Annotated in this window: 11 protein-coding genes; 10 read left to right on the plus strand and 1 reads right to left on the minus strand. The window is 35.3% G+C overall.

Annotated elements, in window-relative coordinates; genetic code table 11:
* Positions 1 to 3: 3 nt before the first annotated feature.
* The 10 genes from HM982_RS01300 to HM982_RS01345 all read left to right on the plus strand — a co-directional run bounded on the left by HM982_RS01300 (position 4) and on the right by HM982_RS01345 (position 13,812).
* Complete coding sequence (locus tag HM982_RS01300) at positions 4 to 1,884, plus strand: alpha-amylase family glycosyl hydrolase (protein ID WP_179351316.1); 1,881 nt, start codon at positions 4 to 6, stop codon at positions 1,882 to 1,884.
* Positions 1,885 to 2,047: 163 nt separating this feature from the next.
* A complete protein-coding gene (locus HM982_RS01305) occupies positions 2,048 to 3,727 on the plus strand; it encodes an alpha-amylase family glycosyl hydrolase (RefSeq protein WP_179351317.1) in 1,680 nt (559 codons plus the stop codon).
* 296 nt (positions 3,728 to 4,023) lie between these two features.
* Positions 4,024 to 6,144, plus strand: a complete 2,121-nt coding sequence (locus HM982_RS01310) for a glycoside hydrolase family 97 protein (protein ID WP_179351318.1) — start codon at positions 4,024 to 4,026, stop codon at positions 6,142 to 6,144.
* A 247-nt stretch (positions 6,145 to 6,391) separates the two neighbouring features.
* Positions 6,392 to 7,954 (plus strand): protein adenylyltransferase SelO, encoded by a 1,563-nt coding sequence (locus HM982_RS01315; RefSeq protein ID WP_179351319.1) that lies wholly within the window; start codon positions 6,392 to 6,394, stop codon positions 7,952 to 7,954.
* A gap of 24 nt (positions 7,955 to 7,978) precedes the next feature.
* Positions 7,979 to 8,704, plus strand: a complete 726-nt coding sequence (locus tag HM982_RS01320) for a flavodoxin family protein (protein WP_179351320.1) — start codon at positions 7,979 to 7,981, stop codon at positions 8,702 to 8,704.
* A 61-nt stretch (positions 8,705 to 8,765) separates the two neighbouring features.
* Positions 8,766 to 9,047: a DUF427 domain-containing protein gene (locus HM982_RS01325; RefSeq protein ID WP_179351321.1), complete on the plus strand. Its 282-nt coding sequence runs from the start codon at positions 8,766 to 8,768 to the stop codon at positions 9,045 to 9,047.
* 9 nt (positions 9,048 to 9,056) lie between these two features.
* Positions 9,057 to 10,274 (plus strand): bifunctional alpha/beta hydrolase/OsmC family protein, encoded by a 1,218-nt coding sequence (locus HM982_RS01330; protein ID WP_179351322.1) that lies wholly within the window; start codon positions 9,057 to 9,059, stop codon positions 10,272 to 10,274.
* A 16-nt stretch (positions 10,275 to 10,290) separates the two neighbouring features.
* Positions 10,291 to 11,448 carry an ergothioneine biosynthesis protein EgtB gene (gene egtB / locus HM982_RS01335; protein ID WP_179352349.1) on the plus strand — a complete coding sequence of 386 codons (1,158 nt, stop codon included), beginning with the start codon at positions 10,291 to 10,293 and terminating at the stop codon, positions 11,446 to 11,448.
* Positions 11,449 to 12,387, plus strand: coding sequence for an L-histidine N(alpha)-methyltransferase (locus HM982_RS01340; protein WP_179351323.1), 939 nt, complete (start codon positions 11,449 to 11,451; stop codon positions 12,385 to 12,387).
* Between the two features lie 111 nt (positions 12,388 to 12,498).
* Positions 12,499 to 13,812 carry a DUF2254 domain-containing protein gene (locus tag HM982_RS01345; protein WP_317167412.1) on the plus strand — a complete coding sequence of 438 codons (1,314 nt, stop codon included), beginning with the start codon at positions 12,499 to 12,501 and terminating at the stop codon, positions 13,810 to 13,812.
* 1 nt (position 13,813) lies between these two features.
* Here HM982_RS01345 and HM982_RS01350 read toward each other — a convergent pair whose 3' ends face one another.
* A complete protein-coding gene (locus tag HM982_RS01350) occupies positions 13,814 to 14,623 on the minus strand; it encodes a hypothetical protein (RefSeq protein ID WP_179351324.1) in 810 nt (269 codons plus the stop codon).
* Positions 14,624 to 14,634 lie beyond the last annotated feature (11 nt).

A 14,634-nucleotide genomic window follows, 5' to 3' on the forward strand; every position in this document is an offset into this window, starting at 1 on the left:
AGAATGCACTTAAAAAATATTATCTTAATTGCTTTAGTTTTTACAGTGTTTGTTGGATGTAAAAAAGAAGTAAAAGTAGCGCCAAAATCAAAGGAAATTCAAGCGGAAATGAAGAAAAAAGAAGTCGTTTATCAAGTTTTTACACGTTTGTTCGGGAATACCAGTACTAACAATACACCTTGGGGAACACTCGAAGAAAACGGGGTAGGAAAATTCAATGATTTTACGGATAAGGCATTAGCAGAAATTAAAAACTTAGGTGTTACGCATATTTGGTATACAGGTGTTCCGCATCACGATGTGATTACCGATTATACCGAATTTGGTATTTCTAACGATGACCCTGATATCGTAAAAGGGCGTGCAGGTTCACCATATGCGGTTAAGGATTATTATAATGTAAATCCAGATTTGGCGGTTAACGTAGACAATCGATTAGAAGAGTTTGAAGCCTTAATTGAACGTTCGCATAAAGCAGGGTTAAAAGTGATTATCGATATCGTTCCTAATCACGTTGCTCGTAATTACCATAGTATCACTAATCCGGAAGGAACTACCGATTTTGGTGCCGAAGACGATAAAACAAAAACCTATGACGTTAATAACAATTTTTATTATAATCCAGGTGAAGCTTTTGTAGTGCCGGAATGGAAAAATGGCTACCAACCTTTAGGTGGAGAACAGCATCCTAAGGCCGATAGTAAGTTTGAAGAAATTCCTGCAAAATGGACAGGGAATGGTTCTAGAGCATCGCAACCAGACATGAACGATTGGTACGAAACGGTAAAAGTAAACTACGGGATTTCTCCAGAAGGCAGAAAAGATTTTGACGAATTACCAGATGGTTTCGATAATGAAGATTATAAAAAGCACTTTGAATTCTGGAGAGGTAAAACGGTTCCAAGTTCTTGGATAAAATTCAAGGATATCGCGTTGTACTGGACCGAAAAAGGTGTCGATGGTTTCCGTTATGATATGGCAGAAATGGTACCTGTAGAGTTTTGGAGTTATATGAATTCAGCTATAAAAATGGAAAATCCAGATGCTTTTTTATTAGCAGAGGTTTACAATCCAAGTTTATATAGAGATTACATTCGAAAAGGGAAAATGGACTATTTATATGACAAAGTACAGTTATACGACACCTTAAAACACGTGATGCAAGGGCATGGTAGCACCAATAATGTACCACCAATTTTAGATGATTTACGGGATATTGAGCACAACATGCTTCATTTCTTAGAAAACCACGATGAACAACGTATTGCCAGTCCAGATTTTGCAGGTAATGCAGCAAAAGGGAAACCAGCGATGGTGGTCTCTGCAACCTCGTCAACAGCACCAACCATGATTTATTTCGGTCAGGAATTTGGAGAAGCAGGCGCTGAAGATTTAGGTTTTGGCGACCCAACACGAACCTCAATTTTTGATTATGGCTCAGTACCTAGTCAGGTGCGTTGGGTTAACGATAAAAAGTTCGATGGCGGACAATCTACTAAAGAAGAAAAGGAGCTTCGTGGCTTTTACAAACGTTTATTGAATTTTACGATTAATAGTTCCGCTTTAATGGGAGAGTATCAAGATATTCAGCATTACAATCATCAACATACGGAATGGTATAATGATAAAGTATTATCGTTTGTGCGTTGGAGTGAAGACGAGAAGTTGATTATTATTTCAAATTTTAATGCTGATAACACCTATGGATTTGAGTTGCAACTTCCTGAAGATTTGGTAGAAAAACTAAAACTTGAAGATGGTGAATACAACGTAAAAGATCAATTGTATAATAAGTACACTTCGACGTTAAAAGTTGAAAATGGTAAAGCCGAAGTTAGAATTGATATCCAACCCTTAGAGTCGTTTATTTTAAAAATTAATTAGGAATACGCTTTCCTGCAAGGTTTCAAAAACCTTGTAGGTATTAAAAGTTGATTTAACCAGGTTTCAAAAACCTAGCAGGTCTAAAAAATAATTAATAACCGTCACTTCGAGTGAATTTGTGAAGCATGAACAAATTTGTATCGAGAAGTAATAATAAAAACACATGAAAAAACTAATTCTATTCACCATAATTCTTATCACTTTGAGTTGCAAAAATAAAGACACCCAAAAAGAGACTGCTGTCGTAGAAACAACAGCAGAGGTTATATCAGCACCATTTGTTTGGGAAGGTGCTAACCTTTATTTTTTATTAACAGACCGCTTTAATAACGGAGATACGTCTAATGATGTTAATTTCGATAGAACCAAAGCAACCGCAAAATTAAGAGGTTTTAAAGGAGGCGATATTAAGGGCATCACACAAAAAGTTAAAGAAGGCTATTTTACCGACTTAGGAATTAATGCCATTTGGATGACACCAATTGTAGAGCAAATCCATGGGGGAACAGATGAAGGCACAGGTCTTACCTATGGTTATCATGGGTATTGGACTAAAGACTGGACAAATATGGATCCTAATTTTGGAACCAAAGCAGATTTACATGCATTGGTAAAAGAAGCCCATGCTAAAGGGATAAGAATAGTGTTAGATGCTGTTATTAATCACACTGGTCCGGTGACTGAAAAAGACCCTGTGTGGCCAGAGGATTGGGTACGTACCGATAAACAATGTTCTTATGATAATTTTGAAAATACCGTCAGTTGTACACTTGTGGCTAACTTGCCAGATATTAGAACGGAAAGCAACGAAAATGTAGAACTACCACCGCAATTGGTTGAAAAATGGAAAGCAGAGGGCCGTTATGAGCAAGAGGTAAAAGAGCTCGATGCTTTTTTTGAACGTACCGGTCACCCAAGAGCACCTCGTTTTTATATTATGAAGTGGCTTACAGATTATATTACTGAGTTTGGTATTGATGGCTATAGAGTAGATACTGTAAAACATGTTGAAGAGTATGTTTGGCAAGAATTTAAAGTAGAATGTGATTATGCGTTTGCGGAATTCAAGAAAAATAATCCCGAAAAAGTTATAGATGATAACAACTTTTACCTTGTAGGAGAAGTCTATAATTATGGGGTTAGTACTGGTCAGGAATTTGATTTTGGGGACCGAAAAGTCAATTATTTTAATCCGCCTAGTTTCCAAAGTTTAATAAATTTTGAATTTAAATACAATTCAAAAGACAAAGGATACGAAAACTTATTTAAGCATTACGATGCCATTTTACATGATGAATTAAAAGGTTTCGGAACGCTTAATTATTTAACCTCGCATGATGACGGGATTCCGTTTGATGCATCTAGAGAGAAACCTTTTGAAACGGCCAATAAACTCTTGTTATCACCAGGTACGTCACAAGTTTATTACGGTGATGAATCGTCACGATCACTTATTATTGCAGAAACAGAGGGCGATGCTACTTTGCGTTCATTTATGAATTGGGATTCCATAGCGAACAATCCAAACACGCAAAAAGTCTTAGCACATTGGCAAAAATTAGGACAATTTAGAGCAAAACATCCTGCTGTTGGAGCAGGTAAACATCAAATGATTATAGAAGCACCTTATTATTTTTATAGAACTTACCAAGTTGGGGATTTTAAAGATAAAGTAGTGATTGGTTTAGATCTTAAAAAAGGAGAAAAAGTAATTGATGTTTCTAAAGTTTTTCAAGAAAGAGTAATGCTTCGTGATGCGTATTCAGGGGAAACAGCAACCGTAGAAAATGGAACTGTAACTATAAATACCGATTTTGAAGTTGTTTTATTAGAGAAGCAATAAATTAATTACAGACACTGACCTAGCAGGTTTTGTAAACCAGCAGGTCTTGAAAGTAGAAAAGAATACCCGTAAAGTCCCCTTAAGGGGGCAATGCACTCAGATGAATAGGGGGACTGTCCCCTTGAGGGGACTTTAGGGGTGTAAACTAAACATAAATTGAAGAAATTAAGACCTAGCAGGTTTTTCAAACCTAGCAGGCCTCATAGAAAAGCAAAACAAATAAACTAAAATTAACCTATTCGACTTTGACTACAACTAGTCATCGAAAAATCAAATAGGACTAAAAATATATATACATGAAAATCTACATTTCAATTTTAGCAATGGCATTAACATTAGTCTCATGCAATTCCGAAGAAAATCAAATCACACAAATTGCATCACCAAATGAAAAAGTGATAGTCGATTTTAATGTTAATATTGAAGGACAACCTTATTATCTCGTGAAATTCAATAATAAAACGGTTATAGATACGTCTTATTTAGGTTTTGAATTTAAAGATATACCTGATTTTGGTGCGAATTTTAATATTAAAAATTCCAGTACTTATAGTTTAAATGAGACTTGGCAAATGCCTTGGGGAGAACAATTAGATGTGGTAAATAATTATCACGAATTAAAAGTCGAGCTTCAAGAAAAAGCGAGTCCAGAACGTTTGTTAAATATCGTGTTTAAAGTGTACGATGATGGTCTCGGGTTTCGATACGAATTTCCTGAGCAACCTAACTTAACGGGAGACGTTTTTATAACAGAAGAGCATACCGAATTCAACCTCACAGAAGATTATAAAACCTTTTGGATTCCTGGAGATTGGGATATCTACGAGCATTTATACAACACCACGAAGTTATCTGAAATTGATGCTTTAAAATTAGCAAACCATAAAAACTTGGCTCAAACTTACATTCCTGATAATGCTGTAAATACACCGGTTACTATGGTGGGAAGTGATGGAACACATTTAAGTTTTCATGAAGCGGCCTTAGTAGATTATTCAGGAATGACTTTAAAGGTTGACACCGAAAATTTAAACTTGAAAAGTAATTTAGTCGGTTCAGAAAACACAGATTATAAGGTGAAGAAAACCATGCCGTTTAATACGCCTTGGCGAACCCTTCAGATTACAGATAACGCTCCCGATTTAATTGAATCTAATCTTATTGTTAATCTAAACGAGCCGAATAAACTAGGTGACGTGTCTTGGTTTAAACCGATGAAATATACTGGTGTTTGGTGGGAAATGCACTTAGGGAAATCGTCTTGGGATTACGGAATGACTCAAGATATGAGTACATGGACAGATGGTGGAACATCTAATGGAACTCATGGCGCCAATACCGAAAACGTAAAGCGATTTATAGATTTCTCTGCCAAAAATAATATGGGAGGCGTTTTAGTTGAAGGTTGGAATACTGGTTGGGAACATTGGATTGGTTTTGAAGATAGAGAAGGTGTTTTCGATTTTGTAACACCATATCCAGATTATGATATAGACGAAGTTGTGCGTTACGGCAATAAAAAAGGAGTTCAAATTATAATGCATCATGAAACCTCTGCAGCAACCGAAACCTACGAAAAACAACAAGATACAGCCTATGCTTTAATGCAGAAATACGGCATGCATGCCGTAAAATCTGGTTATGTTGGTAAAATTTTACCAAAAGGTGAATATCACCATGGGCAATACATGGTAAATCAATATAACAATGCAGCCATTAAAGCGGCAAAATATGAAGTTGCTGTGAATGCTCACGAGCCAATAAAAGCGACAGGTTTGCGTAGAACATATCCGAATATAATTTCTAGAGAAGGTCTTCGCGGACAAGAATTTAATGCGTGGGCAACAGATGGCGGAAATCCACCAGAACATTTACCAATTGTAGCCTTTACAAGAATGTTATCAGGACCAATAGATTTTACACCAGGTATTTTTAATATAAAATTTGATGAGTATAAAAAAGACAATCAAGTTAACACCACTATTGCTCAACAATTAGCCTTGTATGTAGTGATTTATAGTCCGGTACAAATGGCTGCCGATTTAGTAGAGCATTACGAAGCCAACCCAGAACCTTTACAATTTATCAAAGATGTTGGTGTCGATTGGGAAACCACTAAAGTTTTAAATGGTGAAGTTGGTGATTATGTGACCATTGCCCGAAAAGAACGTGGTACCGGAAATTGGTTTGTGGGTGGTATTACCGATGAAAACACTAGAACCTTAGAGGTAAACTTTGACTTTTTAGATGACAATCAAGATTATGAAGTGATTATCTATAAAGATGGAGATAAGGCGCATTGGGATAATAATCCGTTAGATATTTCTATTGAAAAAATTGAAGTTAAAAAGGGTTCGACATTAAGCGTACAACTAGCCGAAGGTGGTGGATTTGCAATTAGTCTGAAGAAGAAGTAGTTTATAATCGAAGCTATACTGTTATTCAATCTTTAATCGTTTTGTAGTGTAACTAACGCTCTCATTAGAGGCTTTTTTGCTTCATAATTTTAGAATTTTAACTAAAATATACAGTGCTCAATCCGTTGAAATAGCATATGAGTTAATATGAAATCGTATTTTTATAAATAATTGTAATATTAAATGGTTTATTGCAATGCTAAAATCACGTACCATATTTAAGTCACTCAAATGCTAAATTAGATAGATGAAGTTACACATAAAAGACACCTTTAATAAAGAGTTACCTTCAGATTCTAATACGGATAATAGCAGACGCCAAGTCTCTGAGGCTACACATTCGTTTGTTAACCCTAGAATTCCATCGCAGCCTAAATTAATTCATGCGTCAAAAGAGATGGCAAATGCCATTGGTTTAGAGGAAGAAGATATCAATTCAAAAGACTTTTTAGAGGTTTTTTCGGGCTCTAAAGTTTATCCAAAAACAAAACCTTATGCTATGGCCTATGCTGGTCATCAGTTTGGTAATTGGGCAGGGCAATTGGGAGATGGTAGAGCAATTAATTTGTTTGAAGTAGAACAAGAGAATAAACGTTGGGCTATTCAGCTAAAAGGTTCTGGTGAAACACCCTATTCAAGGCAAGGTGATGGTTTGGCGGTTTTACGTTCTTCCATTCGTGAGTATTTATGCAGCGAAGCCATGTATCATTTGGGTGTGCCCACTACAAGAGCGTTAAGTTTAATGTTGTCTGGAGATGACGTTTTACGCGATATGCTCTATAACGGTAATGTCGATTTCGAAAAAGGCGCTATCGTCGCTAGAGTAGCACCGAGTTTTATTCGCTATGGTAATTTTGAACTATTTGCAGCACGAAATGATATTAAAAACCTCAAAAAACTAACGGACTATACCCTAAAATACTTTTATCCAGAATTGGGTAAACCTTCAAAAGAAACATACATTAAACTTTTTGAAGCCGTGACACAACGCACTTTAGATATGATTATCCATTGGCAACGTGTTGGTTTTGTGCATGGTGTGATGAATACCGATAACATGTCTATTTTGGGCTTAACCATAGACTATGGCCCTTATGGATGGCTCGAAGATTTTGATTTTGGATGGACGCCCAACACTACAGACAAACAGAATAAACGCTACCGTTTTGGTAACCAACCTAATATTGGACTTTGGAATTTGCTGCAACTCGCCAATGCCTTATATCCGTTAATTGAAGAAGCCGAACCGATTGAAGCTATTTTAAATCAGTATCAAGTTGATTTTGAAAAGCAATCCCTTCAAATGATGCGATTTAAATTAGGGTTGCAAGTAGAACTTGAGGACGATGCCAAATTGATACAAGATTTTGAAGATTGTTTATTGTTGTCTGAAACCGATATGACTATAGCATTCCGATTATTAGCGAACTACAAGAAAGATAATCCGGACAATGGCATAGAAATCATAGAAAACGCATTCTATAAACCTGAAGCATTAACCGAAGATAATTTAATGCAATGGAAAGTTTGGTTCAAAGCTTACGACCAACGCTTACAGAAGGAGACAATTACAGATTCAGAACGTCAACAAAACATGAATGCTGTAAACCCAAAATATGTGCTTAGAAATTATATGGCACAATTAGCTATCGATAAAGCGGATGAGGGTGATTATGGTTTGGTAGATGAATTATTTCAACTATTAAAAAGACCATATGATGAGCAACCACAGCACGAAAAATGGTTTGCTAAACGCCCAGAGTGGGCACGACATAAAGTAGGTTGCTCTATGCTGAGTTGCAGCTCTTAATTTTTAATTTAAAAAAACAGAACTATGGATTTTTCACAACTCAAAGTATTATACATCAATTGCACATTAAAGAAATCACCTGCTGAAAGTCATACAGAAACACTGATGGAAGTCTCTCAAAATATTTTAAAAAAGGAGAACGTATCTTTTGAAACGATTCGACTTATAGATTTAGATGTCCCTGCTGGTGTGTATCCAGATATGACAGAACACGGTTGGGAAAAAGACGACTGGCCAAGTATTTACGAAAAAGTGAGTGAAGCCGATGTTTTAATCGTAGGAACACCAATTTGGTTAGGTGAAAAATCTTCTGAAGCGCAAAAGTTAATTGAACGTTTGTATGCTATGAGCGGAGAAACCAACGATAAAGGCCAATATGTGTTTTACGGTAAAGTAGGAGGATGTATGGTAACGGGTAATGAAGATGGCGTAAAACACTGTGCTATGGGAATATTGTATTCGCTGCAGCATGTCGGTTATTCTATTCCACCGCAAGCCGATTGTGGATGGATTGGGGAAGTAGGACCAGGACCAAGTTATGGCGATACCAAATGGAAAGATAAAAGCATTAATCCACCAGTAGGTTTTGATTCTGAATTCACCAATAGAAACACCACATTTATGACTTATAATCTTTTACACTTGGCAAAACTATTGAAAGAAAATAAAGGGTATAGTAATTACGGTAATTCTCGAGAGGCATGGGACAGTGGTACACATTGGTCTTTTGAAAATCCGGAATATAGATAGAAATTAAGTGGCCCTAAATATAGCAAGATTAAAGTTTCTATCTGATATAAAAACAATTAAGATGAAAGCAATTTGGAATAATAAAGTGATAGCAGAAAGTAATGACACGATAGTCATAGAAAGAAATCATTATTTTCCTCACGATAGTATAAAAAAGGAATTTTTTAAACCAAGTGACTTAAACTCTGTATGCCCATGGAAAGGCACAGCGTCGTACTATACGATAGAGGTTGATGGTAAGGAAAACAAAGATGCTGCTTGGTTTTATCCAGAAGTGTCAGAATTGGCAAAGGGGATTAAAAACCATGTCGCTTTTTGGAGAGGTGTAACAATTGAAGATTAAAATTAGGTTATGAAAAGCACAAAACTCAAGATAAAAAATCGAAAAGGAATTACTCTCAATGCTAATTTAGAATTGCCAGCCAATCAAAAACCAAATTACTATGCCATTTTCGCACATTGTTTTACCTGCAGCAGCAGTCTAAGTGCTGTAAGAAATGTGAGTAGAGCATTAACTCAAAACGGATTTGCGGTGTTGCGTTTCGATTTTACAGGTTTAGGTCGAAGTGAAGGCGAATTTGCGGACAGTCATTTTTCTGCAAATGTAGATGACTTATTAGATGTTCATGAATATATGGAACAACACTATCAAGCGCCAAGTTTACTTGTTGGACATTCTTTAGGCGGAGCAGCCGTATTAGTGGCGGCTTCAAAGCTTGAAACAGTAAAAGCAGTTGCTACTGTAGGTGCGCCATCAACAGTAAATCATGTAAAGCATTTATTTTCGCATCAGGTTGAGGACTCTGCAGAAAAAGGAGATGTAGAAGTAAATATTGGTGGTCGTCCATTTGTTATCAACCAAGATTTTGTTGAAGAATTTGATAAAACGGACTTGCCTACCGTAGTTAAAGATTTGCGTAAACCTTTATTGATTATGCATGCGCCTTTCGATAAAATAGTGGGTATTGAAAACGCTGAGCAATTATACAAAAAGGCACACCATCCAAAGAGTTTTGTAACTTTAGATAATGCGGATCATTTATTAACTAAAGAAGAAGATAGCCAATATGTTGGTGAACTTATAGGCACGTGGGCAAAGCGTTATTTTCCTAAGGCTAAAAATAAAATGTTAAGTACCGAAGGTGAGCAACTCGTTGGACACTTAAACATTGTTGAAAATAACTTTACTACCGAAATTCAGACTAAAAATCATGCGTTTATTGCCGATGAACCTGCAAGTGTTGGAGGAAGTGATTTTGGACCTTCACCATATGAATATCTCAATGCCGCATTAGCAGCGTGTACAGTAATGACCTTAAAAATGTATGCCGAACGAAAAAAATGGGATTTAAGAGAGGTCTATGTTTATATATCACACTCTAGAAAACATAGTGATGATTTAAATCTTGTTACAGAGCAGCCAAAATACCTAGACCACATTAGCAAAAAATTAAAATTTGTTGGTGATTTAACAACAGAACAAAAAGACCGTTTAAAAGAAATTTCCTCGCGTTGCCCTGTGCACAAAACCATAGCAAGTGAAGTCATTTTTGAAACTGAAATACTATAGATTAAACGTGGAAACAATAACAAACCATACCATAACTAAAGAACGCTTTTTAGACGTTAGGCATCAAACAGAACTGATTTGTATATCGCTTCAGGCGGAAGATGTATCCATCCAACCCGCAGAATTTGTGTCACCACCCAAATGGCATTTGGCACATACCACTTGGTTTTTTGAGCAATTTATACTTTCTGAATATAAAGCAGATTATATAGTGTTTAACGATGATTTTGCCTATTACTTTAATAGTTATTACAATAACGTTGGTAAACGGGTCATGAGAGCTGAACGTGGCTTAATGACACGGCCAACATTACAGGAAGTTCTCGATTATAGAGCTTATGTAAATGCACAACTTTCAGAATTTATTTCTAATGGAACTTCTGAAGCCGTTTCAAATATTATAGAGATTGGTTTACAGCACGAGCAGCAGCATCAAGAGTTATTAATTTACGATATCAAATATATTTTCGGGAATCAACCTTCATTTCCAGTTTTAGATTATAAAATCCAGTTACAAGCTGACAATGAACCACAAGAATTTCTTCAAATTAAAGAAGGTGTTTATGAAATTGGTCATAAAGGTGAAGGCTTTTGTTTTGATAATGAATTAGGAAGGCACAAAGCGTATCTTCATGATTTTGAAGTCTCAAATCAACTCGTCACCAATTCAGAGTATATTGAATTTATAGCTGCAGGTGGTTATAAAGATTTTAATCATTGGCATGCTGAGGGTTGGGATTATGTTCAAAATAACAATTTAGAAGCACCTTTATATTGGCATCGCGTCGATGGAACATGGATGCAGTACACACTCAATGGTTTTGCTGAGGTTGATGGTGATTTGCCGGTAACTCATATCACATTTTACGAAGCATATGCCTTTGCACAATGGAAAGGCATGCGTTTGCCAACCGAGTTTGAATGGGAAGTGGCATCGCATAAATTTAATTATGGTCAGCTTTGGGAATGGACTAACAGTGCCTATTTGCCGTATCCTAATTATACTAAAGTAGATGGTGCGCTTGGTGAGTATAATGGTAAATTTATGGTGAATCAAATGGTGTTGCGAGGTGGTTCAGTAGCGACTTCAAAAAACCATTGCAGACCAACTTATAGAAACTTTTTTCAGCCAGACATGCGTTGGCTATTTTCAGGAATTAGATTAGCAAGATAAATGACAGATAACTTCGCAAATGATGTGCTTAAGGGCTTAACTGCCAAAAATAAACACTTGCCATCTAAGTATTTTTACGACGATAACGGGAGTCGCATATTTCAAGAAATAATGAATATGCCAGAATATTATCCCACCAATGCTGAGTTTGAGATTTTGTCTATGCAATCCAAACAAATTTTTGAAGCCTTAAAGTTTTCAGGGCCTTTTAATATTGTAGAATTGGGTGCTGGTGATGGTTTTAAAACATTTAAACTTTTAGAATATTTGGTGCAAAATGACGTGGATTTCCATTATGTGCCAATAGATATTTCTCAAGAAGCCATAGATATCCTCACACAGCGGCTCAAAGAAAAATTACCAAGCTTAAAAATACATCCTAAAGTCGGTGATTACTTTGAAATTTTAAAGGAGAATAAGCAAAGTGATTATCCTAGTTTATTATTGTTCTTGGGTGGGAATATTGGAAATTATTTAGAAGAAAGAGCCAAAGAATTGCTGCAGCTTTTTAACGAAAACATGAAAACAGGTGACAAGCTGTTAATTGGTTTTGACTTGAAGAAAAATCCAATTATTATTCATAATGCGTATTATGATAAACATGGTATAACTAAACGGTTTAATCTGAATTTATTAATCAGAATTAACAGAGAATTAGATGCTGATTTTAAAATTGATGATTTTGATTTTTACTGCTATTACAATCCAACCACCGGAAATGTAAAAAGCTACATCGTTAGTCTTAGAAAACAAACGGTGCATCTTAAGGCTATAAACGAGGTTATTCATTTGGATTATGACGAATTAATCTGGACCGAACTGTCTAAAAAATATGCCTTAGAAGAGATTAGCGAGTTAGCAAACCATGCCGAGTTTACTGTAGAAAACAACTTTTTAGATTGTAAACATTACTTCACAGATAGTTTGTGGACAAAATGATACCGATTAAAACCTAATGCGTTTGGGTTAAGTGATTCACTTATAAAGGTGTTTCTTGAGGCTGAATTGAAAAATTTTTTTCAATGATGATTAGTGTTAGAACTCTTAAGCGTGAAGAAGTACATCTACAAAATCCTAAAATCATTAGATAAGTTAGAAAGTAATATTGCTTTTTATCCCTCAATTATTAGTCTTTTTGGGATGCTTTTTGCATTCTTCATGATTTATTTAGAAAGTAAAGGTATCTCTAAATACCTCGTTGAACATGCACCAATTTTAGTGGTTAATAATACGGAAACCGCTAGAAGTTTACTCACCACATTTATTGCAGGCCTAATTTCAATCATGGTGTTTAGTTTTTCAATGGTAATGATTTTATTGAATCAGGCGTCAAGTAACTTTTCACCGCGATTGCTTCCGGGATTAATTTCCAATAGACGGCATCAAATTATTTTAGGGATTTATAATTCCACATTATTGTATTGCATCTTTACCTTGGTGTCCATAACACCTCAAGGTGACAAATACCAATTGCCTGGTTTTTCTGTGTTGCTAAGCATTGTATTTATGACTTTGAGTTTGGGGTCTTTCATTTATTTTATTCACTCTATTTCACAAGAAATTCAAGTAAATACCATAATGGATAAAATCTTTAAGAAAGCTAAGGTTCGATTAGACAAATTGATTGAAGACGAAAAACATAATGACACAGCGTTTGAAGATACTTCAAATTGGAACCATGTTATGGCAGATTCAACGGGTTATATGCAAGATGTAAATTTAAATTCTTTAGCCGATTTAGCAGAAGAGCATCAGTTAAAAATTGAGATTGTGCCTATTAAAGGCGCTTATGTTTTAAAAGGCATCCCGATTCTGAAATATAAAGGTCATAGCGATGATGACTTAGAAAAACAATTAACTAAAACTATAACATTTTCTAATAGTGAACTTATAGAAGATAACTACGTGCTTGCTTTTAAACAAATCACTGAAATTGCTCTAAAAGCCATGTCGCCTGGTATTAACGATCCAGGAACCTGTATTAATTGTATCGATTATCTCACTGAATTATTCGCATTGCGGATGACTAAGAAAGATAAAAGTTATTATTTTAATGAGGATGATACCGCGCTTATATCTATAAAAACGGTAAGTTTTGAGCAGTTGCTTTATAACGTAATGGCATCGCTTAGAACCTATTGTAAGCACGATATTATTATTGTACAGAAGCTTTTTTTAATGCTACAATATTTACTACAAAACAATGATGTGTTAATTGGAAACTACAATGAAATCATTGTTAAGGAAATACAGAATCTCGAAAAAGATGCCTTAGACAATCATAAAAATGAAGCAGATATTGAAGTTATAAATGCTTTTGTTTCAAAGTTACGACAAGTGAATACTTCGGGAAATGAAATATAGGTTAATTCAAATTGAAAGAATAGATATAACCTCCTTCTGAATGTTTTCTTTCATCTGTGATGATAACAGTTGCGTCCGTTTTAAAACAAATGCCTTCTTTTTGAGAGTCGTGGTCAAAGTCTACTTCAGTGATATCTCCAGAGAAAAACGCATCATTTTCAAAATTAGTGATTTTCCACAATTTATCGTGATTGAGAAGAATAACGGTTTCACCATCTTCGCTAATATCAGCTGAGGTAATTTTATTGTTTTTGCCTTTCAATTTATATTCAGAATGTACTTCAGCGACCTGTGTTTCTACGTTATTTTTAACTTTTAAAACAACAAACTTTTTATTCTCTTTACTAAAAATGTAGAAGCAGTTATTGTAAATGAAAAAGGACTCGAAATCTTCAGATTTTTGATTTTTAGGAAGAGAGAATTCAATGACTTCAGCGACAGCAGAACCTGTATTTAAATCGTTGTCATTAACCTTATAGATTTTAAATGTTTTGCGTTTTTTGTTGTTGTTTCCAAAATCACCTATGTAAATATGACCTTGGTTGTCTGACGTTAAATCTTCCCAGTCTTTGTTTTTGGCATTGCTGATATAGATGTTCCTAACGATCTGTCCGTTGTTATCTAATCCTATGAGGTTATTGTCGTTTCCTGCATCTTGAATCACCCAAATGATGTCGGAATCTTTAGCAATTTCAGCAGCAGATACTTCTTTTAATTCCTTAGCAATGCGGTTCTCAATTTTTAGCTGTCCTGTAGATTGACAGGAGCTCACAATAAATAAAAGAAATATTAGTCTTTTGATGTATATCATTGTAATTTTAT

The organism is Winogradskyella vidalii (assembly GCF_013403955.1).
Taxonomy (GTDB): Bacteria; Bacteroidota; Bacteroidia; order Flavobacteriales; family Flavobacteriaceae; genus Winogradskyella; species Winogradskyella vidalii.

Bases quoted from the DNA above. Each gene is read 5' to 3' on its own strand.
- HM982_RS01320 (WP_179351320.1), top strand. From the start codon at position 7,979: ATGGATTTTTCACAACTCAAAGTATTATACATCAATTGCACATTAAAG.
- HM982_RS01350 (WP_179351324.1), bottom strand. From the start codon at position 14,623: ATGATATACATCAAAAGACTAATATTTCTTTTATTTATTGTGAGCTCC.
- HM982_RS01300 (WP_179351316.1), top strand. From the start codon at position 4: ATGCACTTAAAAAATATTATCTTAATTGCTTTAGTTTTTACAGTGTTT.
- HM982_RS01305 (WP_179351317.1), top strand. From the start codon at position 2,048: ATGAAAAAACTAATTCTATTCACCATAATTCTTATCACTTTGAGTTGC.
- HM982_RS01325 (WP_179351321.1), top strand. From the start codon at position 8,766: ATGAAAGCAATTTGGAATAATAAAGTGATAGCAGAAAGTAATGACACG.
- HM982_RS01310 (WP_179351318.1), top strand. From the start codon at position 4,024: ATGAAAATCTACATTTCAATTTTAGCAATGGCATTAACATTAGTCTCA.
- HM982_RS01340 (WP_179351323.1), top strand. From the start codon at position 11,449: ATGACAGATAACTTCGCAAATGATGTGCTTAAGGGCTTAACTGCCAAA.
- HM982_RS01330 (WP_179351322.1), top strand. From the start codon at position 9,057: ATGAAAAGCACAAAACTCAAGATAAAAAATCGAAAAGGAATTACTCTC.
- HM982_RS01315 (WP_179351319.1), top strand. From the start codon at position 6,392: ATGAAGTTACACATAAAAGACACCTTTAATAAAGAGTTACCTTCAGAT.